General features: G+C 63.6%; 35 protein-coding genes, 1 tRNA gene and 1 pseudogene. 14 read left to right on the forward strand and 23 right to left on the reverse strand.

Annotated features, from left to right (window positions below; all coding sequences use genetic code 11):
• From XH96_RS20925 to XH96_RS20935, 3 genes are read right to left on the reverse strand one after another with little or no spacing between them, the layout of a single operon-like run.
• Positions 1-2004: an acetyl/propionyl/methylcrotonyl-CoA carboxylase subunit alpha gene (locus XH96_RS20925; protein ID WP_194387468.1), complete on the reverse strand. Its 2004-nt coding sequence runs from the start codon at positions 2002-2004 to the stop codon at positions 1-3.
• A gap of 4 nt (positions 2005-2008) precedes the next feature.
• Positions 2009-3613, reverse strand: a complete 1605-nt coding sequence (locus tag XH96_RS20930) for a carboxyl transferase domain-containing protein (protein WP_194387469.1) — start codon at positions 3611-3613, stop codon at positions 2009-2011.
• Between the two features lie 23 nt (positions 3614-3636).
• Positions 3637-4809, reverse strand: coding sequence for an isovaleryl-CoA dehydrogenase (locus XH96_RS20935; RefSeq protein WP_194387470.1), 1173 nt, complete (start codon positions 4807-4809; stop codon positions 3637-3639).
• Between the two features lie 112 nt (positions 4810-4921).
• On the opposite strand from XH96_RS20935, the gene XH96_RS20940 reads away from it, so the two are divergent.
• Complete coding sequence (locus tag XH96_RS20940) at positions 4922-5950, forward strand: AraC family transcriptional regulator (protein WP_194387471.1); 1029 nt, start codon at positions 4922-4924, stop codon at positions 5948-5950.
• Between the two features lie 94 nt (positions 5951-6044).
• Here XH96_RS20940 and XH96_RS20945 read toward each other — a convergent pair whose 3' ends face one another.
• The 3 genes from XH96_RS20945 to XH96_RS20955 form a co-directional block, all read right to left on the reverse strand.
• On the reverse strand, positions 6045-6341 hold the full coding sequence (locus XH96_RS20945) for a DUF3551 domain-containing protein (RefSeq protein WP_194387472.1): 297 nt from the start codon (positions 6339-6341) through the stop codon (positions 6045-6047).
• A 218-nt stretch (positions 6342-6559) separates the two neighbouring features.
• Complete coding sequence (locus XH96_RS20950) at positions 6560-7057, reverse strand: Lrp/AsnC family transcriptional regulator (protein WP_194387473.1); 498 nt, start codon at positions 7055-7057, stop codon at positions 6560-6562.
• A 303-nt stretch (positions 7058-7360) separates the two neighbouring features.
• The gene (locus tag XH96_RS20955) at positions 7361-7666 is read right to left on the reverse strand and encodes an ETC complex I subunit (RefSeq protein ID WP_194387474.1); all 306 of its coding nucleotides are present in this window, start codon (positions 7664-7666) and stop codon (positions 7361-7363) included.
• A gap of 247 nt (positions 7667-7913) precedes the next feature.
• Between XH96_RS20955 and XH96_RS20960 the strand changes: the two genes are divergently transcribed.
• Together XH96_RS20960 and XH96_RS20965 are read left to right on the forward strand one after the other, a co-directional pair.
• Positions 7914-9089 (forward strand): OpgC domain-containing protein, encoded by a 1176-nt coding sequence (locus XH96_RS20960; protein ID WP_194387475.1) that lies wholly within the window; start codon positions 7914-7916, stop codon positions 9087-9089.
• 162 nt (positions 9090-9251) lie between these two features.
• Positions 9252-9677: a translational machinery protein gene (locus XH96_RS20965; protein WP_194387476.1), complete on the forward strand. Its 426-nt coding sequence runs from the start codon at positions 9252-9254 to the stop codon at positions 9675-9677.
• Between the two features lie 59 nt (positions 9678-9736).
• Here XH96_RS20965 and XH96_RS20970 read toward each other — a convergent pair whose 3' ends face one another.
• The 3 genes from XH96_RS20970 to XH96_RS39200 all read right to left on the reverse strand — a co-directional run bounded on the left by XH96_RS20970 (position 9737) and on the right by XH96_RS39200 (position 10908).
• Positions 9737-9931, reverse strand: a complete 195-nt coding sequence (locus XH96_RS20970; protein WP_194387477.1) for a hypothetical protein — start codon at positions 9929-9931, stop codon at positions 9737-9739.
• Between the two features lie 163 nt (positions 9932-10094).
• Positions 10095-10277, reverse strand: coding sequence for a hypothetical protein (locus XH96_RS20975; RefSeq protein ID WP_194394416.1), 183 nt, complete (start codon positions 10275-10277; stop codon positions 10095-10097).
• Positions 10278-10710: 433 nt separating this feature from the next.
• The gene (locus XH96_RS39200) at positions 10711-10908 is read right to left on the reverse strand and encodes a hypothetical protein (protein ID WP_246789696.1); all 198 of its coding nucleotides are present in this window, start codon (positions 10906-10908) and stop codon (positions 10711-10713) included.
• Between XH96_RS39200 and XH96_RS39205 the strand changes: the two genes are divergently transcribed.
• A complete protein-coding gene (locus XH96_RS39205) occupies positions 10907-11314 on the forward strand; it encodes a hypothetical protein (protein WP_246789697.1) in 408 nt (135 codons plus the stop codon). The genes XH96_RS39200 and XH96_RS39205 overlap by 2 nt on opposite strands.
• Positions 11315-11452: 138 nt before the next feature.
• Positions 11453-11614 (forward strand): RNA-binding protein, encoded by a 162-nt coding sequence (locus tag XH96_RS20985; protein WP_246789698.1) that lies wholly within the window; start codon positions 11453-11455, stop codon positions 11612-11614.
• A 55-nt stretch (positions 11615-11669) separates the two neighbouring features.
• Here the strand turns inward: XH96_RS20985 and XH96_RS20990 are convergent.
• The 4 genes from XH96_RS20990 to XH96_RS21005 all read right to left on the reverse strand — a co-directional run bounded on the left by XH96_RS20990 (position 11670) and on the right by XH96_RS21005 (position 14089).
• Positions 11670-11746 (reverse strand) — tRNA-Pro (locus XH96_RS20990).
• Positions 11747-11862: 116 nt separating this feature from the next.
• Positions 11863-12348, reverse strand: coding sequence for a DUF192 domain-containing protein (locus XH96_RS20995; protein WP_194387479.1), 486 nt, complete (start codon positions 12346-12348; stop codon positions 11863-11865).
• Between the two features lie 116 nt (positions 12349-12464).
• Positions 12465-13127 (reverse strand): cold-shock protein, encoded by a 663-nt coding sequence (locus XH96_RS21000; RefSeq protein WP_061881880.1) that lies wholly within the window; start codon positions 13125-13127, stop codon positions 12465-12467.
• 200 nt (positions 13128-13327) lie between these two features.
• On the reverse strand, positions 13328-14089 hold the full coding sequence (locus tag XH96_RS21005; RefSeq protein WP_194387480.1) for an NAD-dependent protein deacetylase: 762 nt from the start codon (positions 14087-14089) through the stop codon (positions 13328-13330).
• A 169-nt stretch (positions 14090-14258) separates the two neighbouring features.
• On the opposite strand from XH96_RS21005, the gene XH96_RS21010 reads away from it, so the two are divergent.
• On the forward strand, positions 14259-14510 hold the full coding sequence (locus XH96_RS21010) for a hypothetical protein (protein ID WP_194394417.1): 252 nt from the start codon (positions 14259-14261) through the stop codon (positions 14508-14510).
• 79 nt (positions 14511-14589) lie between these two features.
• On the opposite strand, the gene XH96_RS21015 is transcribed toward XH96_RS21010, so the two are convergent.
• Complete coding sequence (locus XH96_RS21015; RefSeq protein ID WP_028176458.1) at positions 14590-14877, reverse strand: hypothetical protein; 288 nt, start codon at positions 14875-14877, stop codon at positions 14590-14592.
• Positions 14878-15073: 196 nt separating this feature from the next.
• On the opposite strand from XH96_RS21015, the gene XH96_RS21020 reads away from it, so the two are divergent.
• Both XH96_RS21020 and XH96_RS39655 read left to right on the forward strand, forming a co-directional pair.
• Positions 15074-15394 carry a hypothetical protein gene (locus XH96_RS21020; protein WP_246789699.1) on the forward strand — a complete coding sequence of 107 codons (321 nt, stop codon included), beginning with the start codon at positions 15074-15076 and terminating at the stop codon, positions 15392-15394.
• Between the two features lie 84 nt (positions 15395-15478).
• Positions 15479-15607, forward strand: coding sequence for a hypothetical protein (locus tag XH96_RS39655; protein ID WP_256439286.1), 129 nt, complete (start codon positions 15479-15481; stop codon positions 15605-15607).
• Positions 15608-15731: 124 nt separating this feature from the next.
• On the opposite strand, the gene XH96_RS21025 is transcribed toward XH96_RS39655, so the two are convergent.
• The 3 genes from XH96_RS21025 to XH96_RS21030 form a co-directional block, all read right to left on the reverse strand.
• Positions 15732-15929, reverse strand: coding sequence for a hypothetical protein (locus XH96_RS21025; RefSeq protein WP_194387481.1), 198 nt, complete (start codon positions 15927-15929; stop codon positions 15732-15734).
• A gap of 600 nt (positions 15930-16529) precedes the next feature.
• Entirely contained in the window at positions 16530-16664 is a 135-nt protein-coding gene (locus XH96_RS39660; RefSeq protein ID WP_256439287.1) for a hypothetical protein, read from the reverse strand.
• A 701-nt stretch (positions 16665-17365) separates the two neighbouring features.
• Positions 17366-17662 carry an HU family DNA-binding protein gene (locus tag XH96_RS21030; RefSeq protein WP_018323108.1) on the reverse strand — a complete coding sequence of 99 codons (297 nt, stop codon included), beginning with the start codon at positions 17660-17662 and terminating at the stop codon, positions 17366-17368.
• Positions 17663-18069: 407 nt separating this feature from the next.
• Between XH96_RS21030 and XH96_RS21035 the strand changes: the two genes are divergently transcribed.
• A complete protein-coding gene (locus XH96_RS21035; protein WP_194387482.1) occupies positions 18070-18372 on the forward strand; it encodes a hypothetical protein in 303 nt (100 codons plus the stop codon).
• 958 nt (positions 18373-19330) lie between these two features.
• On the opposite strand, the gene XH96_RS21040 is transcribed toward XH96_RS21035, so the two are convergent.
• Complete coding sequence (locus XH96_RS21040) at positions 19331-19558, reverse strand: hypothetical protein (RefSeq protein ID WP_028182153.1); 228 nt, start codon at positions 19556-19558, stop codon at positions 19331-19333.
• Complete coding sequence (locus tag XH96_RS21045; protein WP_194387483.1) at positions 19552-19785, reverse strand: hypothetical protein; 234 nt, start codon at positions 19783-19785, stop codon at positions 19552-19554. Before XH96_RS21045 ends, XH96_RS21040 begins: the two co-directional genes overlap by 7 nt.
• A gap of 89 nt (positions 19786-19874) precedes the next feature.
• Here XH96_RS21045 and XH96_RS21050 point away from each other — a divergent pair.
• Positions 19875-20078, forward strand: a pseudogene (locus XH96_RS21050) (DUF3072 domain-containing protein).
• Positions 20079-20136: 58 nt separating this feature from the next.
• Positions 20137-20289 (forward strand): hypothetical protein, encoded by a 153-nt coding sequence (locus XH96_RS21055; protein ID WP_165935832.1) that lies wholly within the window; start codon positions 20137-20139, stop codon positions 20287-20289.
• A gap of 146 nt (positions 20290-20435) precedes the next feature.
• Here XH96_RS21055 and XH96_RS21060 read toward each other — a convergent pair whose 3' ends face one another.
• The 3 genes from XH96_RS21060 to XH96_RS21070 all read right to left on the reverse strand — a co-directional run bounded on the left by XH96_RS21060 (position 20436) and on the right by XH96_RS21070 (position 21652).
• Positions 20436-20699 carry a hypothetical protein gene (locus XH96_RS21060; RefSeq protein WP_194387484.1) on the reverse strand — a complete coding sequence of 88 codons (264 nt, stop codon included), beginning with the start codon at positions 20697-20699 and terminating at the stop codon, positions 20436-20438.
• A complete protein-coding gene (locus XH96_RS21065; protein WP_194387485.1) occupies positions 20699-20899 on the reverse strand; it encodes a hypothetical protein in 201 nt (66 codons plus the stop codon). The genes XH96_RS21060 and XH96_RS21065 overlap by 1 nt, the downstream gene beginning before the upstream one ends.
• Positions 20900-20977: 78 nt before the next feature.
• On the reverse strand, positions 20978-21652 hold the full coding sequence (locus XH96_RS21070; RefSeq protein ID WP_194387486.1) for a transposase: 675 nt from the start codon (positions 21650-21652) through the stop codon (positions 20978-20980).
• Between the two features lie 326 nt (positions 21653-21978).
• Between XH96_RS21070 and XH96_RS21075 the strand changes: the two genes are divergently transcribed.
• Entirely contained in the window at positions 21979-22743 is a 765-nt protein-coding gene (locus XH96_RS21075; RefSeq protein WP_194387487.1) for an outer membrane protein, read from the forward strand.
• Positions 22744-23267: 524 nt separating this feature from the next.
• Here XH96_RS21075 and XH96_RS21080 read toward each other — a convergent pair.
• Positions 23268-23471, reverse strand: a complete 204-nt coding sequence (locus XH96_RS21080; RefSeq protein WP_194387488.1) for a hypothetical protein — start codon at positions 23469-23471, stop codon at positions 23268-23270.
• 605 nt (positions 23472-24076) lie between these two features.
• Here XH96_RS21080 and XH96_RS21085 point away from each other — a divergent pair.
• On the forward strand, positions 24077-24736 hold the full coding sequence (locus XH96_RS21085; protein ID WP_194387489.1) for an oxidoreductase: 660 nt from the start codon (positions 24077-24079) through the stop codon (positions 24734-24736).
• A gap of 251 nt (positions 24737-24987) precedes the next feature.
• Positions 24988-25440, forward strand: a complete 453-nt coding sequence (locus tag XH96_RS21090; protein WP_028177532.1) for a VOC family protein — start codon at positions 24988-24990, stop codon at positions 25438-25440.
• Positions 25441-25568 lie beyond the last annotated feature (128 nt).

A 25568-nucleotide genomic window follows, 5' to 3' on the forward strand; every position in this document is an offset into this window, starting at 1 on the left:
TCACTCTCCGGAAGGCTCGACCACGGCGAGCTCGACGCCCTCCTGGACGATGTCGCCGACCTTGCACTTGATCGACTTCAGCACGCCGGCAAAGGGCGCACGCAGCGTCTGCTCCATCTTCATCACTTCCAGGGTCAGGATCGGCGCGCCCTTCTCGAGCCTCTCCCCCTCCACGGCGAGCACGGCGACGACCGTGCCCGGCAGGGGCGCTGCGATCTTGTCCTCGCCGGCCTGCTCCTCGCTCTCGCCGCCGAATGGATCGACCCAGTGAAGGTCGAAGCGGCCGTTGCGCGTGCGCAAGTAAAGCTCGTGGCCGTCGATCACGGCCGCAACCTGCGATTTGACGCCGTCCAGCGTCAGGTCGAAGCCGCCTTCCTTCGCCGTGGTCGTGAACGCCAGTTCGCGCTCGCCGACCACCAGCGTCGCGGGGCCACTCCCGTAATTCAGCGTGATCTTCTGCTCCGGCCCGTGCCCGACGCGGAAGGCAAAGCTGCGCTGGCGGCGGCCGACCGGCTGCCAGCCGAAGGTCTGCCAGGGCGAACCCGCCTGCGCGCGTGCGGCCTGTCGCTCGTCATTGAGGATCGCAGCCACCGCGGCGCAAAGCTCGAGCTCGCCGGGCGCCGGCGGAGCCTGCGTCAGCACCGCCAGCTCGCGCTCGATGAAGCCGGTGTCGATCGCATTCGTGCGCACCTTGGGATGCGTCATCAGCGCCGACAGGAACGGGATGTTCGTCACGATGCCGCGGACGTCGGACTCTTCCAGTCCCCGATTGAGCCGCTCGATCGCGACGTCCCGCGTCGGCGCCCAGGCGATCATCTTGGCCAGCATGGCGTCATAGTACGGCGACACGCTGTCGCCCTCGCGATACCCGGCGTCGATGCGCAAGCCCCCGGTTTCCGCCGGCAACCGCCAGGTCGAGATCCTGCCGACCGACGGCATGAAGTTCTTGGTGGGATTCTCCGCATAGACGCGCGCCTCGACGGCATGGCCGTTGAGCTTGATCTCGTCCTGCTTGAGCGGCAGCGCCTCGCCGAAGGCGACGCGGAGCTGCCACTCGACGAGGTCGATGCCGGTGATCAGCTCGGTGACGGGATGCTCGACCTGGAGGCGCGTGTTCATCTCGATGAAGAACACGTCCTTGCCGTCGGAGACGAACTCGATCGTGCCGGCGCCGACATAATTGACCGCTCCGGCCGCCTTTCGCGCGGCGGCGCAGACCGTCTCGCGCTGCGCGGCGTTGAGGGTCGGCGACGGCGCCTCCTCGATCACCTTCTGGTGCCGCCGCTGCAGCGTGCATTCGCGCTCGAACAGCGAGAGCAGATTGCCGTGGCTGTCGCCGATCACCTGCACCTCGATATGCCGGGGATTGTCGACATATTTTTCGATCAGCATGCGATCATCACCGAACGCGGCCAGAGCCTCGCGCTTGGCACTGACGATGGCGGGCCCAAGCTCGGCGGCCGATCGCACGATCCGCATGCCGCGGCCGCCGCCACCAGCGGAGGCCTTTACCAGGATGGGGAAACCGATCCTGTCCGCCGCCTTCGACAGCGTCGCCTCGTCCTGGGCCTCGCCGTGATAGCCAGGCACCAGCGGCACGCCGGCCTTTTCCATCAGCGCCTTCGAGCCGGACTTCGAGCCCATCGCATTCATCATCCCGGCGGTCGGACCGACGAAGACGAGCCCCGCTTCAAGGCAGGCCTGCGCGAACTCGGCGTTCTCCGACAGGAAGCCGTAGCCGGGATGCACGGCCTCCGCCCCGGTCTTCCGTGCGGCCTCGATCAGCCGCTCGACATTGAGATAGCTGTCGCGGGCCCGGGCAGGCCCGAGCAGCACGGCTTCATCCGCGAGCGCGACATGCATCGCGTCGCGGTCGGCCTCGGAATAGACAGCGACCGTGCGCAGGCCCATGGCGCGGGCGGTGTGGATGACGCGGCAGGCGATCTCGCCCCGGTTGGCGATCAGGAGCGTGCGAAAACGCCGGTAGAGCTTGGAGCGGTCCATCGCATCACATCCTGAACAGGCCGAATTTCGTCGGTTCGATCGGCGCATTCGATGCCGCCGAGAGGCCGAGGCCGAGCACGAGGCGGGTGTCGGCCGGGTCGATCACGCCGTCGTCCCAGAGGCGCGCGGTCGCATAATACGGGTGCCCCTGGCTCTCATACTGCGCACGGATCGGCTCGCGGAATTTGTCTTCCTCTTCCTTCGACCAGTTCTCGCCCTTGGCTTCGATGTTGTCGCGCCGGACCTGGCTCAGCACCATCGAGGCCTGCTCGCCGCCCATGACCGAGATGCGCGCGTTCGGCCACATCCAGAGGAAGCGCGGCGAGTAGGCGCGGCCGCACATGCCGTAATTGCCGGCACCGTAGGAGCCGCCGATCACGACGGTGAATTTCGGCACGGAGGCGGTTGCGACCGCCGTCACCAGCTTGGCGCCGTCGCGCGCGATGCCGCCGGCCTCGTATTTCTTGCCGACCATGAAGCCCGTGATGTTCTGCAGGAACACCAGGGGGATGCCGCGCTGGCAGCACAGCTCGATGAAATGCGCGCCCTTCAGCGAGCTCTCGCTGAACAGGATGCCGTTGTTGGCGATGATGCCGACCGGATAGCCCCAGATATGGGCGAAGCCGCACACCAGCGTCGTGCCGTAGAGCTTCTTGAACTCGTCGAACTCGGAGCCATCCACCACGCGCGCGATGATGTCGCGCACGTCGAACGGTTTTCTGCCGTCGACCGGCACCACGCCGTAGATCTCCTCCGCCGCGAACAGCGGCTCGCGAGGCGGATGCATGTTCAGGTTCGGCCGTGCCGACGGCTTCAGCGTGCCGACGATGCGCCGCGCGATACCGATCGCATGGGCATCGTTCTGGGCATAGTGATCGGTCACGCCGGACTGGCGCGAGTGCACGTCGGCACCGCCAAGCTCCTCGGCGCTCACGACCTCGCCGGTCGCGGCCTTCACCAGCGGCGGACCGCCGAGGAAGATGGTGCCCTGATTGCGCACGATGATGCTTTCGTCCGACATCGCCGGCACATAGGCGCCGCCTGCCGTGCAGGAACCCATCACGATCGCGATCTGCGGAATGCCTTGTGAGGACATCTGCGCCTGGTTGTAGAAGATGCGGCCGAAATGCCGCTCGTCCGGGAAGATCTCGTCCTGCAGCGGCAGGAAGGCGCCGCCGGAATCGACCATGTAGACGCAGGGAAGATTGTTCTGCCGCGCGATATCCTGCGCCCGCAGATGCTTCTTCACGGTCATGGGGTAATAGGTGCCGCCCTTGATGGTGGCGTCGTTGGCGACGATCACACATTCCCGACCAGAGATGCGCCCCACCCCCGTTACGACGCTCGCCGAATGCACGTCGCCGCCATAGAGGCCATAGGCCGCGAGCGGCGACAGCTCCAGGAACGAGGTGCCGGGATCGACCAGCAGATCGACGCGCTGGCGCGCCAGCATCTTGCCGCGCGCGGTGTGGCGGTTGCGCGAGACCTCGCCGCCGCCGCCGGCGACCTGGCTGAGCTTTTCGCGCAAGTCAGCGACGAGCGCGCGCATGGCCTCGGAGTTGCGCGCGAAATCGGATGAAGACGGATCGATGCTTGAATGAAGCGGCATGGTGATTCCGATGAGGTGTACGTTTAAGCCGTCTCGGCCATGAGCTCGCGACCGATCAGCATGCGGCGAACCTCCGAGGTGCCGGCGCCGATCTCGTACAGCTTGGCGTCGCGCCAGAGGCGCCCGACCGGGAATTCGCTGGTATAGCCGACCCCGCCGAGCGCCTGGATCGCCTCGCCCGCCATCCACGTCGCCTTCTCCGCGGAATAGAGGATCGCAGCCGCGGCATCCTTGCGCAAGCTGCGCGCGTGATCGGCGCGGTCGCAGGCGCGGCCCACGGCGTAGACATAGGCACGCGTGGCCTGCCAGGTCGAATACATGTCGGCGAGCTTGCCCTGCATCAGCTGGAAATCGCCGATCGGCTGGCCGAACTGCTTGCGTTCGTGCATGTAGGGCACCACGGCGTCCATGCACGCGGCCATGATTCCGAGCGGGCCGCCGGAGAGCACCGCGCGCTCATAATCCAGGCCGGACATCAGCACCTTGACGCCCTCGCCCACCTTGCCGAGCACGTTCTCCTTCGGGACCTCGCATTCGTCGAAGAACAGCGGATAGGTGTTGGAGCCGCGCATGCCGAGCTTGTCGAGATGCTGGCCGTGGGTGAAACCCTTGAAACCCTTCTCGATCAGGAAGGCGGTCATGCCGCGCGGGCCGGCGTCCGGGTCGGTCTTGGCGTAGACGACCAGCACGTCGGCATCGCCGCCATTGGTGATCCACATCTTGGAGCCGTTGAGCACGTAGCGGTCGCCGCGCTTGTCGGCGCGCAGCTTCATCGAGACGACGTCGGAGCCGGCGCCGGGCTCGGACATCGCGAGCGCGCCGACATACTCACCCGAGATCAGCTTGGGCAGATAGCGCTGGCGCTGCGCATCGTTGCCGTTGCGGCGGATCTGGTTGACGCACAGGTTGGAATGGGCGCCGTAGGACAGGCCCACGGCCGCCGAGCCGCGCGAAATCTCCTCCATCGCGACGATGTGGGCGAGATAGCCCATGTTCGAGCCGCCATATTGCTCAGGGGCGGTCATGCCGAGCAGGCCAAGGTCGCCAAGGCGCTTCCACAGGTCTGCAGGGAACAGGTTGGCCTTCTCGATCTCGGCCGCGCGCGGGGTGATCTCCGCCTCCACGAAGGCGCGGAGCGTGTCGCGCAGCATGCCGATGTCTTCGCCCAGATCGAAATCGATGCTCGGGATGTTCAAGGCGATTCCTCCGTATTTTGGGGTCCGAACCTAGCCCGGTCCCGGCCCTCTTGCAGTCGAAAAGGTTGCATTTTCCGCCAAACTTGGCGAGGATTTTCAGGAGGGATTTCCGATGCCTTTTCAAGCCGCCACCGCGATCCCGCGCCGCGCCGTCACCCCCGCCGCCTTCGTCCGCGGCGTGGTCGCCGCCTATGAGCGATACGGCCGCGATCCCGCGGAGGCATTGAACCGGGGCCAGGTCGCGCCGGACCTTGTCAATTCTCCGGATGGACGGGTCACTGCTGCCCAGTTCGAGGCGCTGGCGGGCCATGCCATGCGCGAGCTCGACGACGAAGCGCTCGGCTGGTTCTCGCGCCGACTGCCCTGGGGCACCTATGGCATGCTGTGCCGCGCCTCGATCACCGCGCCGACGCTGGAGGTCGCACTCAAGCGCTGGTGCCGGCATCACCGCCTGGTCACCGAAGACGTACTGCTCGATCTCGAGATTGGCGATGAGACCGCCGTCGTTTCGATCCGCGAGATGCATGATCTCGGGCTCTTCCGCGAGTTCTGCCTCGTGACCCTCTTCCGCTACGTGCTCGGCTTCTCGTGCTGGGCCGTAGATTCCCGGATCGCGCTCCGCGCGGCTGAATTCCCCTACCCGCAGCCCGGCCACGTCTCGGTCTATCCGACCATCTTCTGCCGGGCCATCCGCTTCGATGCGGACCGCGCCAGCATCGTCTTCGACAAGCACTATCTGTCGCTGCCGCTCACGCGCAGCGCGGCCGATCTCGACAACATGCTCGAGGGCGCGTTGCGGCTGACCGTGCTGCCCTACCGGCGCGACCGGCTGCTGGTCGAGCGCGTGCGCCGCCTGCTCCGCAATGCGCGCGGGCGCATTCTCGGCGCCGAGGACGTCGCGCGCGAGCTGGCGCTGTCCACCCGCACCATGCACCGGCGCCTGCGCGAGGAATCCACCTCGCTACGCGATCTCAAGGAAGAGACGAAGTTCGAGCTCGCCAAGCAGGAACTGATGCGCGGCCGCACGCCGATCAAGCGCATCGCGGAGATCGCCGGCTTCCGCAACGAAAAGAGCTTTTCGCGCGCCTTCCGCAGCTGGACCGGGACCTCCCCGCGCGAGTTTCGCGGCCGGTACCGGTAAGCGAGCGCGTGCGCTGCGTGGTCGTCATGAACTGCGGCCCCCGAGTTGGATCTCGGAGGCCGCAACGTCTCTGATCCGGTCTCGACTGGCGGCGTTAGTTCGAGTTGGTCTGGCCGCCCGGCCGGAGCTTGCGCGAGTGGGTCCGCTTCGGCTGCTGGGCGAACGCGTCGTTCGAAGCCCTCGCACCGCCGCTCTGCGAGCAGGTGCCGCCGATACCGCCCGCCGCGGCGCGGCACGCTTCCATCGTCGGATAGCCGCAGCCATGAGCGGCCTGCGCGCCGTTGGTGATGCAGAAGTCATCGGCCTTGGCAGCCGGTGCGGTCATCATGAGAAACGCGGATGCAAACAGCGTCACAGCGGATGCGACGAACGTCTTCGAAATCGATGTCATGGTGTCTTTCCTGCTTCAGGGTCCCACAAAAGAGGCCTCGGCATGCCAACACGCTGAGGGTTCGCACCTCGCATTTAGGCGCCGCAGGGGAACCGGCAATCACGGCTCAGCGCATTGCAGGGCTTCCCAAATCACATGTCACAGTTAGGTGAGTGACTCATGTACTTGGATTCGGATTATATGAAATTCTGGTTGGCCGCACGGGAGCATTTCCGATCTTATCCCGCCGGCGCCGCCGCGGCGGCGACCTCCTGCAACGGCAGCGGCACATCCTTGGCGACGCCGAGCACCGGGAAGCTGCGGACGTTCTTCACATCAGGCATCGCCGCGAAATGCAGGAGCTGCTGGCGCATGCTTTCGACGCTCGGCGCCACGCATTTCAGCAGATAGTCGGTGTCGCCCGAAATCCGCCAGCACTGCTGGATGCGCGGGATCGCTGATATCGAGCTCTCGAACGCCTCCAGCACCGGCTGGGCCTGGCTGCCGAGCTGGATCGAGACGAACGACACCACCTCATAACCGAGCCGCCGCTCGTCGATGACGGCGCGCACTGCCCGGATCACGCCGCGGCTGAACAACGATTTCAACCGCCGCAGGCAGTTCGGCGCGGACACGCCGACGCGCAGCGCCAGCTCGTTGTTGCGCACCCGCCCGTCCTGCTGCAGCTCGGATAAGATCTTCAGATCGACGCCGTCGAGCTGGTCACGCCCCGCCATACCCCGCCTCGCCATGAGCTCGTCACGCGAGGCAGCGAAGCACGTGGCGGAATTGATGCCAACCACCTTAGGCGTCCCCGAGGCTAAAAGCGTGGCGGGAAGCTTGCCTGCGGCCCATCCTTAGAGACGCCCGCCCCGGGGGGCCCTCAGGATGAGGTCACGCTTCGCGGCAAGATATCAGACCCTCATGGTGAGGAGCCCGTCAAAGCGGGCGTCTCGAACCATGCAGGCCGAGATCATGCGGCCAAAACGTGGATGCCGGGACAAGCCCGGGCAATGACGTGCCGAAGAGCTTGCCGAGGCTCAATGCGTCCAGGGCTCGCCGCGGCGGAACGAGAAATTGTCCGCATAGGCGACCGGCCGGCGAATCGATTCCTGGGGCTCGATGACCTGGTAGGCGATGCCCTTGCGCTCGCAATAGGCGACCGCCTCTTCCTTGCTGTGGAAGCGCAGCGTGATCTGCTGCTTCATGTCGCCGGACGACGTCCAGCCCATCAGCGGCTCGACCGCGCGCGGTTGCTCCGGCTCGTAATCGAGCTGCCATTCCTTGGTCTTGGACCGGCCGGATTGCATCGCGTTCTTGGCAGGCTTGAAAATGCGTGCGGTCATGGGTGGTCCGGGCCTCTTCGTCTTTTCGTTCGATTTCGATGCGTCACGGTGGCAGTTGGTGGAAACCTCAGGGATAGTATAGAGAAACCGATCGGGACTTGATCGGTGATTCCGGCCCCCGGCCCCTCGCCAACGGTATAGTCATTATGCTGCACCGTGACAATTCCGTACCTGCCCTCGGCGCCGGGATACCGCCCGGCGGCACTGCCTCATCAGCCTATCCGATCTCTTCGAGAGCTCCCGTCGCATGGCCTTCCTGAACATCAGTGCAACGCTTCCCGACAAGGGCCGCGATCTCCGGCTCGACCTGTTTCGCGGCGTCGCGAACTGGGCGATCTTTCTCGACCATATCCCCGACAACGTCGTGAACTGGATCACGACCCGCAACTACGGCTTTTCCGACGCGGCCGACCTGTTCGTCTTCATCTCCGGCTACACCGCCTCCTTCGTCTATGCGCGGATGATGCTGGAGCGCGGCTTCATCGTCGGCGCCACGCGGCTGACCAAGCGGGTCTGGCAGCTGTATGTCGCCCACATCATCCTGTTCGTGATCTACATCGCCTCGATCAGCTATCTGGCGTTGCGCTTCGGCGATTCCGAGATGATCAACGAGTTCAACGTTGCCGGCCTCGTCGACAACGCCACCGAGACGTTGCGCCAGGGCCTGTTCCTGCGCTTCAAGCCGCTCAATCTCGACGTGCTGCCGCTGTATATCGTGCTGATGGGCCTGTTTCCGCCGGTGCTATGGTTCATGCTGCGCAAACCCGACCTGACGATGGTCCTGTCGATCGTGCTGTGGCTGACCGCGCGCCATTACGGCCTGAACCTGACCGCCTACCCGGCCGGCCAGTGGTACTTCAACCCCTATTGCTGGCAGGTGCTGTTCGTGTTCGGCGCCTGGTGCGCGATGGGCGGTGCTCGGCGCTCGATGACGCTGATCAATTCGCCGATCACGCTGTGGGTCTGCCTCGGCTATCTCCTGTTCGCGCTGGTCATGACCATGGCCGGCCGCTTCCCCACCCTCGGCGGCATGTTCCCGGAATGGCTGTTCTCGGCCTTCAACCCGAATGACAAGACCAACCTTGCGCCGTACCGCTTCCTCCATTTCGTGGTGATCGTGATCCTGGTGATCCGCTTCGTGCCGAAGGAGTGGCCGGGGCTGGAGTGGAGGGTGTTCGATCCCTTGATCGTCTGCGGCCAGCAGTCGCTCGCCGTGTTCTGCGTCGGCGTGTTCCTGTCGTTCGTCGGCCATTTCGAACTGTCGATGAGCTCGGGCTCGCTGCTCGCGCAGATCTTCGTCAGCGTCGCCGGCATCGCGATCATGACGACGGTGGCCTATTACATCTCGTGGTCGAAGAAGCAGGACAAGCCGCTGAAGCCGCCACCGCCGAAGCCGGGGGCGGCCGCGACGAAGGCGGCCTGAGCGGGCGCCGCCTTCGGAGCGCGAAGCCTCCGTTGCCCCGCTTGTCGAGCCGGGATCGAATTGACTTGGGTCAACGGAGGCGGCGCCGTCCCGCATAATGTCGGCGCGACATGCGCCGCCGCGCCGACCGCGGCGGCCCCCTCTCGCACAAGGCCCGACCCCATGCCCTCTCATTTCCATGCCGTGATATGGATCGACCACTCGCAGGCCAGGATCTTCCATTTCGGCCTCGGCGGCTCCGACGAAATCACGCTGCATCCGCACCTGGCGACACGCCATCTTCATCACAAGGCCAATGCGATCGGCAGCGGCCATGCAGCTCCCGACAAGGCATTCTACACCGAGGTGACCAAAGCCCTCGCCGACGCCGGCGAGATCCTCATCATCGGTCCGGCGAGCGCGAAGACAGAGCTTGCCGGCCACATTCGCGCGAGCGCAGCCGATCTGGCCAAGCGGATCGTCGCGGTGGAAGCGGCCGATCATCCCTCGGACGCCGAGATCGTCGCCTATGCGAAGCGTCACTTCAAAATGCCGCTGCCGCGCGTGCAGACACCGGGCTCGGCGGCAGGCGAGCGGCACTCGGGTTAGGACTGCACGGCCTCAGCAGCCCGGGGCGCGATGATGTCTCGTCCCGGTCCCACCGCGCTTCAGGCCGCCTCTTCGCCGTCGAACTCGGTGAATTTCTTGTAGATCCAGTCGCGGCCGTCGCGGCGTCGCCAGACCTTGCCGACCACGAACTGCCCGTTGATGGAGCGTCGCGGCACGATCACTGTCCAGAGGTGCCAGATATCGGTCCAGCTGGACTGCGGACCAATGGTCTTGAGGTTGCTATCAAGAGACATGTGGCGGAACTCGCTGGCGCAGAACTCAACCGATGGGCGCCGCGGCGAACCGTGACCAGTGGTCGCACGGATCGAAGGCCGCCCATCGCGAGCCGGGACAGACCTGATAACAGCCACCCGGACAGCCGCAACAAACGCTCGCCTTTAACCTAACCGGTCAACCTTACTTCTTGGGATGAAGCGGCACGACCGGTTGTAAGCCGGCGCCGGGTTTTCTAGACTGCACGCGATTTGAGAACGAACGCTGTTTCAGGCGCACGGTGATTTTCCAGCTGACGTCGAACTTTGAAGCGATCTGACGTTTGGAAATCATCGACGCGCCGGGATGACAATAATGAAGCTGCAATGCGCATCTCTGCGCCTCGCGCTGCGAATGACGCCGCCTGCCGCGGTTGCGAAGACGCCGCCGCAGGAGCGGCCGAACGCCGCCAACGACAACGAGGCGATCTGGCCGCTGGTGCCGTTTCCACCCGGCTGGCACGCGTCGAGCTGACCGGCCCGGCCGGAAAAGCGCAACGCCGCGCAAGCGGAATATCATCGCTTGGCGGCGTCCGTTTAGGCATTGGGCGCTGAAATCCCCAACGCACATATGTCTGTCGCAACAGCCAAAGGTTCGATGAATCTTTGACAATTCTGCGCCGCGCGGCCCCTCACCAATGCCTTGAAAAATCGCGCAGAAGTCGTGTGGCGCAGACTATGAGCGCAAGGGCTTCAAGGGACTGGGACAGCCCCCTCGCAAACGACTCACGCGCAATATGCCGCCTGCCCTGCCTCGGCGATCAAGCCGACTGGGACGTGGCGCTGGCGCTGGAGGCGCTGCCGGACGCGTTCTGGGCATTTGTCGCGAGCGCGCCTTGCGCGTTGTAGGTCTGCCCGGACGAATTGCCCTGACTGCCTTGCGCGCTCGCGGAGGTCTCGACCTCTGTGGTGCCGTCGGAATAGGTGATGGTGGTGGTGGTGACGCCGTCGATAGTCATGGAGACCTCGCTGACGATGGTCTTGGCCGAGCCGCCGCCCGATCCCGAGCTTCCACTCGCCGATTGCGAGGACGATTCCGACGAGGTCGATGAGGCGGCCTCCGTCGACGAAGCCGCCGACGTCGAGGATGCCGCAGGCGACGACGCCGTTGCGGTCGAAGCGGACGTCGTTACGGCCGCGGTGGTAGATGCAATCGCGCTGATCGACATGGAGACCTCGCTCGAAAGAGACCTCGGGCACGGCGCCTGTTGCGCGCCCGATCCTCCCTTCAACGCACACACCCCCCAAAGCAGGCGCGGCGCTGCGAAAAAAACGGCCCGGCAGACATTTTGCGGGCTCGGCCGGAGCAACCAAACGCAGCACCGTGCGCTGCAGGTATTCCCGTCCATCGCGAGGCGTCCGTGAATATCAACGATCCGCGCGCGCCCGCCATGGATGGACGGTCATCTCGTGTCACGTCCGTGTGAGCAGGAGCGCGACCGGTGAATTTCCGCGATCGCGCCGAGACCAATGATGAGCAGGCCGCATGGCCGAGGGGGAGCAGTGAGCCAGATAGATACGACCGAGAAACTATCCGACGTCCCGGAGACCGGAAGCTCGCTGTTGCCGCTCTGCGGACTTGGCGTGGCGGGAATTGCAATGCTGGGCTGGATCTGCGCCCTCGCCTGGGGCGCTTGGCGGGTTGTTGACTGGCTGCTGTTCTGAGCGGAGTTGCGGTCGCAGCTCTGCGATCCCACGCCCCTGCGAGCCTTCTCGGGACTGGTCGGGGCAGCTGGATTCGAACCAACGACCTGCAGTACCCAAAACTGCCGCGCTACCAGGCTGCGCTATACCCCGAATGTCCGGCGAGCCCCGTCGATACACGCTTCCCAAGGCGCCAGCAAGCTTCCAGAAAGCGCCGGCAAGCTTCCCAAAGCGCCCCCAGCAAGGCCGGGCAATCGCCTCGCCCGCCCCTATTTGCTGCCGAACAGGGGGTGGCCGACGCGGTCACCGGGGCGGATGCCGTACTTCTGCGCCGTTCCCGCCACCACCTCCAGCACGGCCCGGGCCGGGCCCCGGGACGAGATGATCTTGGTCGACAGCGGCTCGGTGTTCTCGGCGATGCGCAGGATACGGCCGTCGGCGCGGATGAAGATCATGTCGAGCGACACGTACGTGTTCTTCATCCACATCGACACTTCCTGCTCGGGATTGAAGTCGAACAGCATGCCTTTGCCGTCCGCCAATTCCTTGCGGTACATTAGGCCGGTCTGTTTCTCCTCCTCGGTCGTCGCCATTTCCACCGAGAAAACCTGCACGCCGTTCTTGGTGACGATCTCGAGCGGCTGGAAGCTGGCGGCGCCGACGGGCGCGCTGGTGACGACACAGCCGATGATGACGAGGATGGCGGCAAGCCAGCCCTGCGCAGCGGACCAGACGGCCTTTCGATCAGAATTCATGGGGCTCTCGAGGCGTGGGGGACTGGGCAAGTCCTTACGCGGCAGCCATCGGAAAAGAAAGAGGCGCGCCGGCCAGCCGGCACGCCTCTGCTCACGATCGCGAGAATTGGTGGTGTTCAGTGCGACTGCAATCCCGGCGATCCGGTCTCGGGATGGATCTCGGCCGCCATCATGCCCTTGGAGCCGGGCCCGAAGCGGACCAGGACGTACTGGCCCGGCCTGAGTTCAGTCATGCCGAAGCGGCGCAGGGTCTCCATGTGCACGAAAATGTCGGGCGTGCCCTCGCCGCAGGTCAGGAAACCGAAGCCGCGCAGCCGGTTGAACCATTTGACCTGGGCCCGTTCCAGCCCGCTGGTCGGGGTGACCGTGACATGGGTGCGCGGCGGCAGCATCTGCGCCGGATGGATCGCCGTCGACTCGTCCATCGAGACCACGCGGAAGGCCTGGTAGCCCTTGGTGCGCTGAATGCACTCGACGACGATGCGGGCGCCTTCATAAGCGGTCTGGAAGCCGTCGCGCCTGAGCACGGTCACGTGCAGGAGGACGTCGGGCCATCCATTGTCGGGAACGATGAAGCCATAACCTTTGGAGGCATCGAACCATTTGATGACGCCATGGACCTCGACGAGATTGGCGCTGGCCTCACCGAGCCCGCTGAAGGGGCTGAGCCCGCTGTCGCGGCCGGCACCGCCGTGCTCGCCCGGCGTCATCCGCCCAGGCGATACCCCCTGCCCGGGAACTCCAAGCTTCTTGGACTCAAATCCGTCCGACGACCCCATAACCCCGGACCCCACAGTGCCATGCCATCCGCCACATTGGCGGCGCTCGAATCACGCGTCTTATGAAAATGTTCTCAACTCGACGCGACGCGAATCTTCCGACTCAAAAGATAACACTCCCGGTTGAGAGGCATAGACAAAAAAGAGATTCGCCGGAACCTATGAACAGCTTGCATCGCAGCGAATCAAATTGATTCGTCTCAATTGCCCACGAAGGGACCGAGCGTCTCGCCGATGTCGTGATGGATGACGAGGTCGGCGACGTCGTCCTGCTCGGTCGGCTCGCGGTTGATGATGACCAGACGTGCACCGGCGCGCTTGGCCATGAGCGGAAAGCCCGCGGCCGGCCAGACCACGAGCGAGGAACCGATCGCGATGAAGAGGTCGCAGGATTGCGACAGCGCGGTCGCGCGCTGCATTTCGTCGTCCGGCATCATCTGGCCGAAGGAGATCGTGGCGGTTTTCACCGGCTCGTCGCATGCCGTGCAATTGGGCGCCGCGCCATCGTCGTCGAAACGGCGCCTCACCCAGTCGAGCGGATAGGCCTGCCCACATCCGATGCAGCGCGCATAAGTGGTATTACCGTGAAGTTCAACCACGTGCTCGCTGGCGAAGCCCGAGGCCTGGTGCAGATTGTCGATGTTCTGGGTGATGACGGCGGGAACCTTGCCGGCGCGGTAGAGCGAGGCCAGCGCGCGATGGCCGCGGCCGGGCTTCGCTGCGGCAAACACCTGCTCCATCGCGAAGCGACGGCGCCAGGATTCGTTACGCGCCTCCGGGCTCGCAACGAATTCGTCGAACGGGATCGGACGGTTGCGCGTCCAAATTCCGCCCGGCGAGCGGAAGTCGGGAATGCCGCATTCGGTCGAGATGCCGGCGCCGGTGAACGGCACGATGGCCCTCGCCTCGGCGATCATGTCGCCGAGCCGCTCGACGCCGCTCTGAAGATCCGATGCGATCAATCGCGCCTCCCGACTCGTTTGGCCTGACAGCAATATGCACAAGCGACAAGATCGCTGACGTACTTATCAAGCGCGAACGCAACGCGCTCGGCAACTTTTTCTTCCGGCCTTTCGCTTATCACAATCCTGCAATGCCTCCTCCCCATTGACGCCCCATTCAGGAGCGCCAATGGATGTGTTGACGCGACTCAACGTGATTGCGGCGGCAGCGCTTGAGTTCAAATATGCACATACTCAGGTGTGGAGGGGATTTCACATGACCGAAGACGAAGAACGCAAAGCGCGCGAGCGCGATGAGATCGCCGCCCGGGTCGCCGCCTTCCGTGCTACGCAAGAGAAGTTCAAGCGCGAGCGCGAAGAATACTTCGTGTCGACGCTGGAGAACGCCCGCAAGGTGGAACGGCCATCGCTCTGGCCCTAGCATCGTCGCGCAGGCAAGCGCGAGGAATTGCGAATGAAAAAAGCCCGGAGCAACGCTCCGGGCTTTTCGCTATTGGCGGCTACCAATGGCGCCAGTGGTGATGGCGGTAGTATGGCCCGCCGCCGTAATAGGCGTACGGACCCGGCCCGTAATAATAGCTCGGGCCGCCATAATAGCCGTAACCGGGACCGTAATAGCCATACGGTCGGGAGGCTGCGACCGCGCCCGCGGTGATGGCGCCGGCGGCAAGACCGAACGCGAGGCCCGGGCCGATGCCGCGACCGCGCGCCTCGGCCGGCGCAGGCGCCGCGACGGCGGTCACGCCGACGGCCGCGATCGTGGCCAGAACTGCCAATGTCTTCTTCATGCTCCTCTCCTTCGTGTCTTGCGGGGATAACCGCGAGCGCCCGCGATGGTTGCGCAACCCGCGGAACCCCGGGGCTGTCAAAAAACGTTGATGCGAGAGGAACGAAATCGCCGGACGCGGATTGATTTGCCAAGTGCGGGAGCCTCCGCCATCCGGGTTGAGGCAACGGCACGAAGACCCCGTCAGTATCTCCGCGATGCTGGCGGGGTTTTTCAGTTTAAGGGGAAGCCAATGGCAGCAGAGCGCAATTGCTGCCAGCGGGGCGGACGATCGAGGAGGAATTTTTTTGCCATTATCCGCTTTGCTGGCCCGTATCCGCAAGTTGGTTCCCAGATCCGACGATGAGCACTACGACGAGATCGTCCGCAGCTTCGGTGTCGGCACCCTGCGCCCGCCGCCGACGCCGATGACCGACGGCGAGCTGGCGCGGGCGATCGCCGAGTTCCTGAAGGAGCAGCCGTCGAGCAAATCCGTCGCGGCCCTCGGCCGCCGGCTCGACCCCTCCTCTCCGGTCTGAGTTCCTTTCGGGAGCAGGGAACCAGGATTGCGCGCGGACGTTGAGTCCCCTCCTCACGCTGAGCGGAAGGAAAAGAGGTCCGACATGCCCGCGTGGCTCGAAGTCTTGCTCAACCTGTCCGGCTATGCCGGCTTCGTGGCGCTCGCCTCGCGCGGCGGCGCCGCTTGCCCGCAGGCGCCGGCCGACGATCGCATCTACGGCGACGAACGCTAAAGCATGATCCGGAAAAGTGCGCAGCGGTTTTCCCTCGCGACAAACGCGGAACGCGTTTGCGCGGAGATCATGCCCAAACAACAACCTGAAGCGCGATGACGATTGATCCCGATCGCATCGCGCTTTAGTTGGCGCGCGCCGCCTGGCCCGCCGTGCGCACCAGCCGGTCGGCCTTGACCGCCACGCGCGTGTCCTCGGCCTGCGGCCGCAGCGAGAAGCTGATCACGACGAAAGCGAGACAGAACAGCGTGCCGGCGACGGCGACGCGCCGGTAGGTGTACCGGTCGCCTTGGTAGAAGGACGGCGTCGAAAAAGGCGTCATGACAAATTGCTTCTTGGCAAATTCGCTTCTTGCTTCTTGCCAGACACCTACCCCACCCCGCGGCAAGCGCAACGCGATTGGGCTTTTAACCTAACCGAATAGGGTTATCGGCGTCCGCGCAAGCACTCGTTAGGCACATCGGAGGCGGCGCATCTGATGTCGGGACAGGCGAAAGACCCGGCCGACTTTGTTCCGGTTCGACTCCATTTCGTTCTCGAAGAACGAATCGGAATCGCAGAAATGGGTGCGGAGCAGTTCTTAACAAACACTTTGCGACATCGATCAGAGCAGTCCGCATCCATGGCGCTTTCCTCGCCTCGCGCTTTCGGAGAAGACACGCGCGGGGCCGGGCATCACTCCGTCTCTTTCCGACTGCGGGGCCACATCGCCGCCGCGAGGCGCGCCCCTGTTCTGCATCCGACTCCATTTCGTTCTCGAAGAACGAATCGGAGTCGAGAAAACCGGTGCGAAGCGAATCCTAACGATCGATGAAGGCGCGAACTCTCGCACCTTCGGCGGCAGAGCTCTTCGCCGGCGAATCGAGCGCGAGCGGATGGACCGCGATCACGCGCCCGGGTTGCCGCGTGTCGTCGACGCTGATCAAGCCGCCCGCTTCGTCTTCGCCTTGGAGAAGTATTCGAGGATCTGGATGCGGAGCTCTTCTGCGGCAGGCCCCTCGAGCTTCCTGAGTTCGTTCCAGAGCCTGATCACTTCGCGCTGTTTTTCGACAGTCATGAGTCACCTCCAAAAAAGTCTCCCAAGGCGACCCAAACTAGAACAAAAAGAGAACGAAAAGTCCAGCCCCCCTCCGGCTAAATTTCGCCGGCCTCGCGTTGAACCTTTTCTGAGCGGCATAGACTTATGGAAGCTGGGGATTTCAGCGCCCAGTCACACGGCAGCGCCGCCTGACGAACATACTCCGTCACCGCGGCGCTGTTGCTTTTTAGATTTTCAACCTTAAGTTTGAAATACGGTTGGCGGCCAGGCGCTGAAATCCCAACGCCGTCAGCCAAGAGAGCCCCGCGCGAAAGCGCGGGGCTTTTCTCTTGAAGTCGGTGATCTCTTAAAGTCGGCGACTTGGCGAGGCGCGCGGATTGCATGCCAGCGAAACGAAGCCTCGCCCTTGCGCATCGACCGGCCGCAATCCAGTGGGCCGGCAATGGCGCGGCGCAGCCGCCCCCCATGGAAGCCGGCATCGCGAGCTTCGTCATCGAGGGCCGATGATCTGCGAGGTCCGTGAGAACGAAACCCCTGCCGGTCTGCGCGGCTTTGCGGGAACCGCAGAGCCTGCCCGGCCAGAGCGACCGGCGCCCCCTATGGTTTGTCCTGATCGTCCGGTGATGTTCGAACGTCGCTTTCGCCGAGCACCACCTCTACAGCCATTGCTCGTCGCGCGGCCTTACGGCAGTGCCCGCCGCAACGATGTCGCTTGCGCCTCAGACGGCGTCCTTGGCGACCTTCAGCGGCGAGGCCTTGACCGATTTGCTCGCGGGCTTCGCCGCAAACTGCATCGGCTCCTTGGTGAAGGGATTGACGCCCATGCGCGCTTCGGTCGCCGGCTTGTTCACGACCGACATCTTCACGAAGCCGGGAATGACGAACTCACCGGACTCATTGAGCTCCTTGTAGCCGACCGTCGCCATGTACTCGATCACCGACTTCACGTCGTTCTTCGAAAGCTGCGTACCCTCGGCAATTGCATCGATCAATTGGGTCTTCGTCATCTTCGCCATGTCTGAATTCCTTTGAATGGGGGCGCGCGAGCAATTCCCGGAGAGGACGCGGCCGGACCGCGGGGGCGCGCTGCTGATTCATGCCAGAGGTCATGAAGTGTCCGGGCTTAGAACCCATCGAGGCCGAAAACGCAAGCACGGGTTCGCAGGGACTCCCGTCCTCCTGTGAACGATCCCCGCTCTCTTTTTGAACGATTCGGCGGCTGGCGCGTCTTAGGATTGAAGTCCCTGAGCCCCCACCAGAGAGCCCCGCTTCCCCCAGGCGGGGTTTCGCTGTCGGGACTCTTCTTGATCCGCCTGCTGTGTCACCTGCACGTGAAACCTGTGGCTCGGCCGGCGTTGTTGACACTTCGGTAACCTAACGCGGCCAAGCTTCAATCAGGTCTGTTGCGTTGGAGTATCCCACAGTGCTGGATTTTGACGAGCTGCGTGAACTCGCGGCTGATGTTCGTATTTTTGTCGAGGTCGCCGAAGACAAGGCCGAAGCGCTCAGGGCCGTCATCGCGGCTTATGACGTCGTGCTGGCGATCTTCCCCACTGAAGATGGCATGGGTCTCCACGTCATCAAGGGCCGCGAAATCCTGGACGGGATTGCGAAGTCGCGGACGCATGCGATGTACAGCCACACCGCGATCGCGGTTCCCGACCTCGCACATGCAGAAGCGCTCAAGTTCCTGACGACACCTGTCGACCACCGGATTGCGGCCTGAAGCACGATCCGGAGAAGTGCGCAGCGGTTCTCCCCTCGCGACAAACGCGGAACGCGTTTGCGCGGAGATCATGCTGAAACAACAACCTGAAGCGCGATGACGATTCATCCCGGTCGCATCGCGCCTTGGTCGCTGGTGCGAATGTGCCGGTCTCGCCGCGAGGCACGACCGACGAGGCGCGCGCCCGGCTCGCGAATGAAGCCATATGCGTTGGCCCGGCAAGTCCGGCTGTGGATTTTCTTTTGAACTTTCCGCCGGCTCGCGCGTCTTACAGTTGAAGCGTCCCCAAGCTTCACCCCCGACAGAGAACCCCGCTTCCCCCAGGCGGGGTTTTCGCTTTTTGGCGCGCTCGCGCTGCATCGGCTCGCCCGGAATTTCAAGCCTCTCTTTGCCGTTGACCCGGCTCCCCTCCCGAAGCACCTTTTCGGCGGGCAGGCTTTTGAGGAGGAGTTATGCCGAAAACCCTGGTGGAATTCAGAGCGCAGAACCTTCGTTTGCTGGAACGGCTTTGTCCCGATGACCCCAGATACATCCAGGCCTGGCTGAAGCAATTCGACGAGCAGAACGGGATTGCACCCGAAGCACGTCCAAAGTCGCGCAAAACGCGACGGATTTCTCCACCGAGAAAGGCCGCTTCACCCGGCCGGACCAGGTCAGCGTCCTCCTCCTCGGTCTCGCCACGCTGATCGCCGCAACGACGAGCGCGCATGTCTTCGCTCCTGTTGCCCATCGTAGCGGGAGCGCAGAAGACAGTGCGATGACGGCCACGCCTGCGCGCCGCCGCCCATCGCGTCTCTTCCAGCTTGCGGCCGCTCTTGGCGAACAGCTGCAACTGGGAGCACCGTCATCGCAATTCGAACCGTGCAGCTTGACGGCGCATCGCATCTCCAACGGGAGCGTCGACACCGGCGACGTGCCCCGATGCGATGCACGAGCAACGATACGAGGGCGCAGCCGATCACGGAATATCCGCGGCCTTCCGGCTGTCGCCGATTGAAACCGGCTTGTTCAAAAAATACTCGCGGTTGCCCGTCGCGGCCTCCGCGTACTGGTCGATGGCCACGATGATGGCCTGGACGTGGGCGTAGCACCACCCTTCCCGCGTCGCCTTTCTACGCACGTCCTCGAGCGCGGTCAGGAAGGGCGACAGCTCTCTCTCGTCGTCGAACCAGCGCCTGCTCACCATGTCCTCCCGCCGAGCACCCTGCCCTTGTTGTGATGCGGCTCTGCGCTCCTCAGCGCGTCACGCTGGGCGCACAGACTTTCAACCTTCGCCTCCATCCGCAACAGCAGCGCTTCGGCCGAGGCCGTCCCCGCGCCCGCCCGCTGCAGCTGGAGGATCTCCTTTCTCTGCCTGCCAATCTGGATGCGCATCCGTTCGATCTCCCGCCTGACAAAGTCCAGGTCCGGCATGTTCAGCCCTCGCGATTTGAATATGGCCAATGAGAACAAAAACGGAACGATGAGTCGAGTCCGGCGTTTGACGGAGAAGGAGATTTTCGATGGCGGACAACATCCGGAAGGAACCGAAGGATTGGGTTTCCGGGGACGACCCGATGACGGGAGCCCAGGGATGAGCCCAGGAATCCTATCTCAAGACCCTCGCCAGGCAGGCACATCAGGACCTGCCCGAGGAGGAACTGACCAGGGCCGAGGCCTCGGAGCTGATCGACGAGATGCGGCAAAAGGCCGGGCTGGAGCGGTGACCCGTATTCTTGCGGGAATCCGGAGCCATGTGTATGCAAACGAAATTGGGAATCGAAAATGCCTTATTTCGTTTGCGCCCGCGACGGAGCGGGCCAGATCATTTTGAAGCGCGACACCAGGGAAGCGGCCGAGAAGAAGGCCGCCGAGCTCCGCGACATGGGCTATTTCGAAGTCGAGATCGTCGCGAAGGGTGTCGAGAAGGCGGCGTGACGAAGCGGGCACGGTCAGCGGAGCCGGCCGTGCACGATCAAACACGCGCTGCGGCCTCGGCTGCTATCAGGGTCGAGCCAATCTGCCCGTGGTGCCCCAAAGCGCAGCAACCCTCGCAATCTTTCCCATCATGTGAAGCCAGCGCTTCATGCTTCCCTCAGCACCTTGAAGGCGCCGAGAATGACGAAAGCGCCCAGACCGTAGGTCAGTGCGTTCACGATCCAGGAGATGGCGATGCCGAGGAAGGTGGACCCTCCGATCGCCCCCCAGAAAAAATAAGCCGCGGTGATGCCCGGCCACTCCAGCGAGAGAAACGCGAAGTCGGTCAGCGGCTCCAGGACAAGGAGCACCGTCGAGATGAGCGCCCCGATGGCCAATGCGATGATGAGGCTCGCTTTCACGGAGTACATCACAATCCCAGCAGGCCGGCGATAACGGGAATGAGGAAATAGGCGACGATCCCGAGAAGGCCGCCCACGACAAAGCGTGCAGCACGGCCATGAATCTTCGTATCGAGCCACCCACAGATGGCCACCGCAGCCTGTCTCAGCCAGCCACCAACGAGGCACCTGACGAGGTCAAACAGGAGTTCTGCAACGAGTGCGGCCATGGCGGTTAGTCGGCGCCACCTCTGGTGGGGTTCAAGGGTGGAGGGAATGACCATTTCAGTTTATTCGGTGACAGTGCACTAAATACCCCCCTCCTCCACCGACGGCTTCGGCCCGCGCTTGGCGGGCTTGAGGACGCGCCCGGTCTGACGTTCGAGACGGCTGAGAAAGCGGCTGTCTCCAAGCGGCCGGCCGATGCTCTCGGCTGAACGCAGGGCGTCGAACAGATCGTCTTCCGGTTCGGTCGCCAGCAGATCGGCGAACTCCGGAAAACGATCGCGGATCGGCGCCAGCGCGGTTACGCCATCGTCCTTGCCGCGCAAATGCGCGCGCGTGCTCGACCAGCGCCAGTCCTGTGCCCGCGCTACCTGCCGCGCCCGCACCGGATTGAGCGACACGTAGCGCAGCGCCGCCGCGAGATGTTCTTCGTCCATGGCAACAGCGCCGAACCGGCCCTGCCAGAAATGACCGGTACGCTTACGTCGCGCGTGGATGATCCCGGCGTAGCTGCGGTGCACGCGCGAGAGCGCACGCCGCAGCCCGTCGGGATCGGACGGCACCAGGATCAGGTGCACGTGGTTCGGCATCAGGCACCAGGCCCACACCTCGACCCCGGCATCCCTGCAATTCGCCGCAAGCAGGTCGCGATACAGCGCATAATCGCCGTCCTCGAAGAACGTGCGCCCCCGGCCATTGCCGCGCTGGGTGACATGGTGGGGGTGACCGGGGATGACGACGCGAGCGAGACGAGCCATGCTGCATCATGGCCGTGAAAGCTGCCGGCGTCAAATTAAGTGCACTGTCACCGTAATTTCGTAATTTCGTGCGACAGACGCTGGAGCTAACCGTCGCTTTGGAGCTTTCGTTTCAAGATCGCCATCGAATGTGTCGCTCGGCGGCAACAGTTGGACGCGATGTGAATGTCTTCCTGCACTGAATTTCAGCTGTAATGGCGGGCGGCCCTTCCTGAAATCGAAGCGTAACATCAGCCCGTCAGGACGGTCTCTGGTCCTCGAACGTTCGCCGGCTAGAGCAAGTGTCATCGGGCGTCGGGACCGCAATCAACATGCAGGACGTCGTTATGCTCAAGAAACTGATCGTCGCTTTCGCTCTCATGAGCCTCCCGGGCCTCGCCGTCGCGGCGGACCTACCGGTTCGGTCTCAGATGCCGCTGAAAGCCCCTCCTCTGCAGCAGCAAGCGTTTTCGTGGACCGGCTTCTATATCGGCGGGAATATTGGCGGCGCGTTCGACAACTCCGACCGCGTCGACGTGACCGGTCTCGCGGGTCCCGGCTCACTCGACCTTCGCAGTAAGAGCGACGGCGTCACGGCGGGTGGCCAGTTCGGCTACAACTACGAGTTCTCGCTCGGCAATCTGAGCGGCATCGTGATCGGTGTCGAGGCCGATGCGGCCTACACCGATCTGTCGGGCAGCCTTCCTATTGCTGCCGGGCCAGGCGCCACGGTGAACCTCAACAGCCGGCTGGATTATCTCGGAACGATTCGCGGCCGGCTCGGCTACGCCTTTGACCGCCTCCTGGTCTACGGGACCGGCGGTTTTGCCTATGGCACCGTCGAACACAGCGCCGACTTGAATGGTGCCAACTTCGCGAACCTTAAGACCACCGAGACCGGCTTCACCTATGGCGGCGGCTTCGAATATGCGCTGCCCGTTGACGTGTGGCTTCACATGTCTAGCACCAGCGCCGTCACAGTGGGTGCCGAATATCTGCGCTACGAGCTTGATGACAACAGCTTAAATTTCGCGGTTGGAGCCACTGCTGCGTCGATCAAGCTCAAGGATGTTGGCAACCTCGCCCGGGCCCGGATCAACTATAAATTCTGATCGGCCGCGAACCTGGGTGCTGGTTCCAACCTGTCATCGTCGGTCCCGCAGGGCCTCGCCTTCGGCCAGTCCGATGACAAACACCGGCGGTCGATCTGGTGACCACGTCAGTTCAGAGGGCCACGGCGCCTGGATGCCGCGGCTCTCCTCAGCTACCGATGGTCTTGCGGTGGCCCTCAAGGTAGCCGCGCTCGGCCGGGGTTGGTCGGTCCATCCCCTCACATAGCACGGTGCCAGAAGGGATAGAGTGGGGAAGGACGACCGGCCTTCTCGATCCGCGCGGCCTGCTCGGGTTTGAGCACAAGATCGATTGAAGCGAGGTTCTCGGCAAGTTGCTCCTCGGTGCGCGCCCGAGCACGATTAGAGCCGATACCGGGACGATCACGCACATTACGGAGGCAGTGCACCAAATTTCCATTACGGTGACAGTGCACTAAATACCACCCTTCTCCACCGTCGGCTTCGGCCCGCGCTCGGCGGGCTTGAGGCCCCCCGTCTGACATTCCAAGGCGTTGAAGTGGTTCCTAGTTGTCGCACTTGCCGGGATTCGCGCTGCACCACCTGCTGACGGCAGCGCTGTCCCATCCCCTCGCCTTGTTGACCGAAACGCATTGCTCGTAGGTACAGGTCTTCGCCTTTGGCGCCTTTGGCGCCTTTGACGTCTTCTCCTGGGCCAGGGCAGGTAAGCCCACCATGGAAACAGCAATGGCGAGGGTGAGAGCACGCATAAAGTTTCTCCTGCCTAAACTATGAGTTGACCGAAATGATTTCGTTCTGACGTGACGTCTATGCGAGAACTTTTTTTCACGCAACCGACGCTTGTGTGACGTACGAAGGCCGGTAAGCTACCCCCTTTATTTTGGGGAGTTGTCATGAAGATACTCGGGTTGAGTTTGCTTGCTCTGCTTGCCGGCGTCGCACCAGCCGCAGCTCAGGTGGTCATGGATCAAGCACCCGCACGCGGAATGCTTGGTGCTGGACAAGTCGTCTATGTCAGGTGCGGACCTGGAATGGCTCGGAAGATCACAGGTGGCAGCGATGTGTCTGTAAGAGGCAGCGAGACGAAGACGCGCTCCGGTGGCTCCGGCCGTATCACCGGCCCCTGTGTGCCATTCAAGGGATGAGATGAAGCGCGCGGCTCACAGGCCCGCGCCCGCCCCCACGAGCAAAGCCGCAACCGTTTGTGACAGTGCTGGACTAAATAGGTGTCCGGCATCAAATATCGTCGTCCCGCACTGCGGGAGTTTAGTGCGCTGTCACGGACGACTCTCGGGCGCCACCTCCCCTGACTTTCAACAAGCGATCAGGCAATCAACGCAAAACGGCGGCTAGAATGAAAACCGCACTTGTCTTCGGCGCAACCGGCTTCATCGGCTCGCATTTGCTGCGCGACCTGTTGGACAGTCCCGACTATTCGCGGGTTGTGGCGGTAGCCCGTAAGCCGCTGGCGGTGAGCCATGCGAAGCTCACGGTGCTGATCGGCGATCTCGCGTCCCTGCCCGCACTCAAGCCGCAATTGGTTGCGGACGAGATCTTCATCGCGCTGGGGACGACGCGCAAGCACACCCCTGACGAGGCCGAGTACTACAAGATCGATCATGATTATCCGGTGCTGGCGGCCGAGATCGCCAGGGCGAACGGCGCGCGGTCGGTGTTTCTGGTCACGGCCGTTGGCGCCAACGCCACCTCCAGCGTGTTCTATCTCAGGACCAAGGGCGAGGTGGAGCGGGACATTCTCTCGCTCGATTTCGAGCACACGCATATCTTCCGCCCGTCGATGATCCTCGGCGCGCGCGACGAGGACCGCCCGCGCGAACGCCTCATCATCGCGATATGGGGCCTGCTCAATCCGCTGCTCGTCGGCCCGACCGACCGGTATCGCGGGCTCGCCGGCAACGACATCGCGCACGCCATCGCGAAAGCCGCGCGGCATCAAACGGAGAAGGTGCGAATCTATCATTGGAAAGAGATGACGGCACTGCTTCGAACGTGATGCGGTGCGTAGGATGGGTAGAGAGAAGCGAAACCCATCGCGGATCTTGCGTGACGAAAACATGATGGGTTTCGCAAGTGCTCAACCCATCCTACGAGCTGCTTCGAACGTGATGCAGTCCGAGCCGAACCGACCCTTCACGCACATTTGCCTCGGCCCCCTGCCCCTCCTCTCCTTTTCCTGCTATCTCCTTCTCCCGCCGGCCCCGCCGCCGACCCAAAACTCTCCACCCGTTCCAGGGAGCAACAACCATGCGATACCTCCACACCATGCTGCGCGTGCGCAATCTCGATGTCGCGCTGAAATTCTATGTCGATGCTTTCGGGCTGAAGGAGGTGCGGCGGATCGAGAACGACAAGGGGCGCTTCACGCTGGTGTTCCTGTGCTCGTCGGACGATCTCGAGGCGCTGAAGAAGCAGCCGCCGACGCGCGGCGCGCCGCTGGTCGAGCTCACCTACAATTGGGACGAGGAGACCTACGGCGAGGACCGCTTCTTCGGCCATCTCGCCTATGAGGTCGACGACATCTACGCCACCTGCGAGAAGCTGATGAAGGCCGGCGTCACCATCAACCGTCCCCCGCGCGACGGCAACATGGCCTTCGTCCGCTCGCCGGACCTGCACTCGATCGAGCTGCTGCAGAAGGGCGATCCGAAGCCGCCGCAGGAGCCGTGGGCGTCGATGCCGAACACCGGTCATTGGTAGGTCTGCGCGCGGGAACAAGCGCGCACGGCCCGCGTTCACCCTCCAGTGAGGCAATTGGAGGAGGATGCGATGGCGAGAGGGCTGTTGCTGTGGATGCTTGGCGTACCGATCCCGGTGATCATTCTGTT

The organism is Bradyrhizobium sp. CCBAU 51765 (assembly GCF_015291725.1).
In the GTDB taxonomy this organism is placed as follows: Bacteria; Pseudomonadota; Alphaproteobacteria; order Rhizobiales; family Xanthobacteraceae; genus Bradyrhizobium; species Bradyrhizobium liaoningense.

Bases quoted from the DNA above. Each gene is read 5' to 3' on its own strand.
- XH96_RS20925 (WP_194387468.1), bottom strand. From the start codon at position 2,004: ATGGACCGCTCCAAGCTCTACCGGCGTTTTCGCACGCTCCTGATCGCC.
- XH96_RS20930 (WP_194387469.1), bottom strand. From the start codon at position 3,613: ATGCCGCTTCATTCAAGCATCGATCCGTCTTCATCCGATTTCGCGCGC.
- XH96_RS20940 (WP_194387471.1), top strand. From the start codon at position 4,922: ATGCCTTTTCAAGCCGCCACCGCGATCCCGCGCCGCGCCGTCACCCCC.
- XH96_RS20945 (WP_194387472.1), bottom strand. From the start codon at position 6,341: ATGACATCGATTTCGAAGACGTTCGTCGCATCCGCTGTGACGCTGTTT.
- XH96_RS20950 (WP_194387473.1), bottom strand. From the start codon at position 7,057: ATGGCGGGGCGTGACCAGCTCGACGGCGTCGATCTGAAGATCTTATCC.
- XH96_RS20955 (WP_194387474.1), bottom strand. From the start codon at position 7,666: ATGACCGCACGCATTTTCAAGCCTGCCAAGAACGCGATGCAATCCGGC.
- XH96_RS20960 (WP_194387475.1), top strand. From the start codon at position 7,914: ATGGCCTTCCTGAACATCAGTGCAACGCTTCCCGACAAGGGCCGCGAT.
- XH96_RS20965 (WP_194387476.1), top strand. From the start codon at position 9,252: ATGCCCTCTCATTTCCATGCCGTGATATGGATCGACCACTCGCAGGCC.
- XH96_RS20970 (WP_194387477.1), bottom strand. From the start codon at position 9,931: ATGTCTCTTGATAGCAACCTCAAGACCATTGGTCCGCAGTCCAGCTGG.
- XH96_RS39205 (WP_246789697.1), top strand. From the start codon at position 10,907: ATGGAGACCTCGCTGACGATGGTCTTGGCCGAGCCGCCGCCCGATCCC.
- XH96_RS39200 (WP_246789696.1), bottom strand. From the start codon at position 10,908: ATGACTATCGACGGCGTCACCACCACCACCATCACCTATTCCGACGGC.
- XH96_RS20995 (WP_194387479.1), bottom strand. From the start codon at position 12,348: ATGAATTCTGATCGAAAGGCCGTCTGGTCCGCTGCGCAGGGCTGGCTT.
- XH96_RS21000 (WP_061881880.1), bottom strand. From the start codon at position 13,127: ATGGGGTCGTCGGACGGATTTGAGTCCAAGAAGCTTGGAGTTCCCGGG.
- XH96_RS21010 (WP_194394417.1), top strand. From the start codon at position 14,259: ATGGATGTGTTGACGCGACTCAACGTGATTGCGGCGGCAGCGCTTGAG.
- XH96_RS21015 (WP_028176458.1), bottom strand. From the start codon at position 14,877: ATGAAGAAGACATTGGCAGTTCTGGCCACGATCGCGGCCGTCGGCGTG.
- XH96_RS21020 (WP_246789699.1), top strand. From the start codon at position 15,074: ATGCTGGCGGGGTTTTTCAGTTTAAGGGGAAGCCAATGGCAGCAGAGC.
- XH96_RS39655 (WP_256439286.1), top strand. From the start codon at position 15,479: ATGCCCGCGTGGCTCGAAGTCTTGCTCAACCTGTCCGGCTATGCCGGC.
- XH96_RS21025 (WP_194387481.1), bottom strand. From the start codon at position 15,929: ATGACGCCTTTTTCGACGCCGTCCTTCTACCAAGGCGACCGGTACACC.
- XH96_RS39660 (WP_256439287.1), bottom strand. From the start codon at position 16,664: ATGACTGTCGAAAAACAGCGCGAAGTGATCAGGCTCTGGAACGAACTC.
- XH96_RS21030 (WP_018323108.1), bottom strand. From the start codon at position 17,662: ATGGCGAAGATGACGAAGACCCAATTGATCGATGCAATTGCCGAGGGT.
- XH96_RS21040 (WP_028182153.1), bottom strand. From the start codon at position 19,558: ATGGTGAGCAGGCGCTGGTTCGACGACGAGAGAGAGCTGTCGCCCTTC.
- XH96_RS21045 (WP_194387483.1), bottom strand. From the start codon at position 19,785: ATGCCGGACCTGGACTTTGTCAGGCGGGAGATCGAACGGATGCGCATC.
- XH96_RS21055 (WP_165935832.1), top strand. From the start codon at position 20,137: ATGCCTTATTTCGTTTGCGCCCGCGACGGAGCGGGCCAGATCATTTTG.
- XH96_RS21060 (WP_194387484.1), bottom strand. From the start codon at position 20,699: ATGTACTCCGTGAAAGCGAGCCTCATCATCGCATTGGCCATCGGGGCG.
- XH96_RS21065 (WP_194387485.1), bottom strand. From the start codon at position 20,899: ATGGCCGCACTCGTTGCAGAACTCCTGTTTGACCTCGTCAGGTGCCTC.
- XH96_RS21070 (WP_194387486.1), bottom strand. From the start codon at position 21,652: ATGGCTCGTCTCGCTCGCGTCGTCATCCCCGGTCACCCCCACCATGTC.
- XH96_RS21075 (WP_194387487.1), top strand. From the start codon at position 21,979: ATGCTCAAGAAACTGATCGTCGCTTTCGCTCTCATGAGCCTCCCGGGC.
- XH96_RS21080 (WP_194387488.1), bottom strand. From the start codon at position 23,471: ATGCGTGCTCTCACCCTCGCCATTGCTGTTTCCATGGTGGGCTTACCT.
- XH96_RS21085 (WP_194387489.1), top strand. From the start codon at position 24,077: ATGAAAACCGCACTTGTCTTCGGCGCAACCGGCTTCATCGGCTCGCAT.
- XH96_RS21090 (WP_028177532.1), top strand. From the start codon at position 24,988: ATGCGATACCTCCACACCATGCTGCGCGTGCGCAATCTCGATGTCGCG.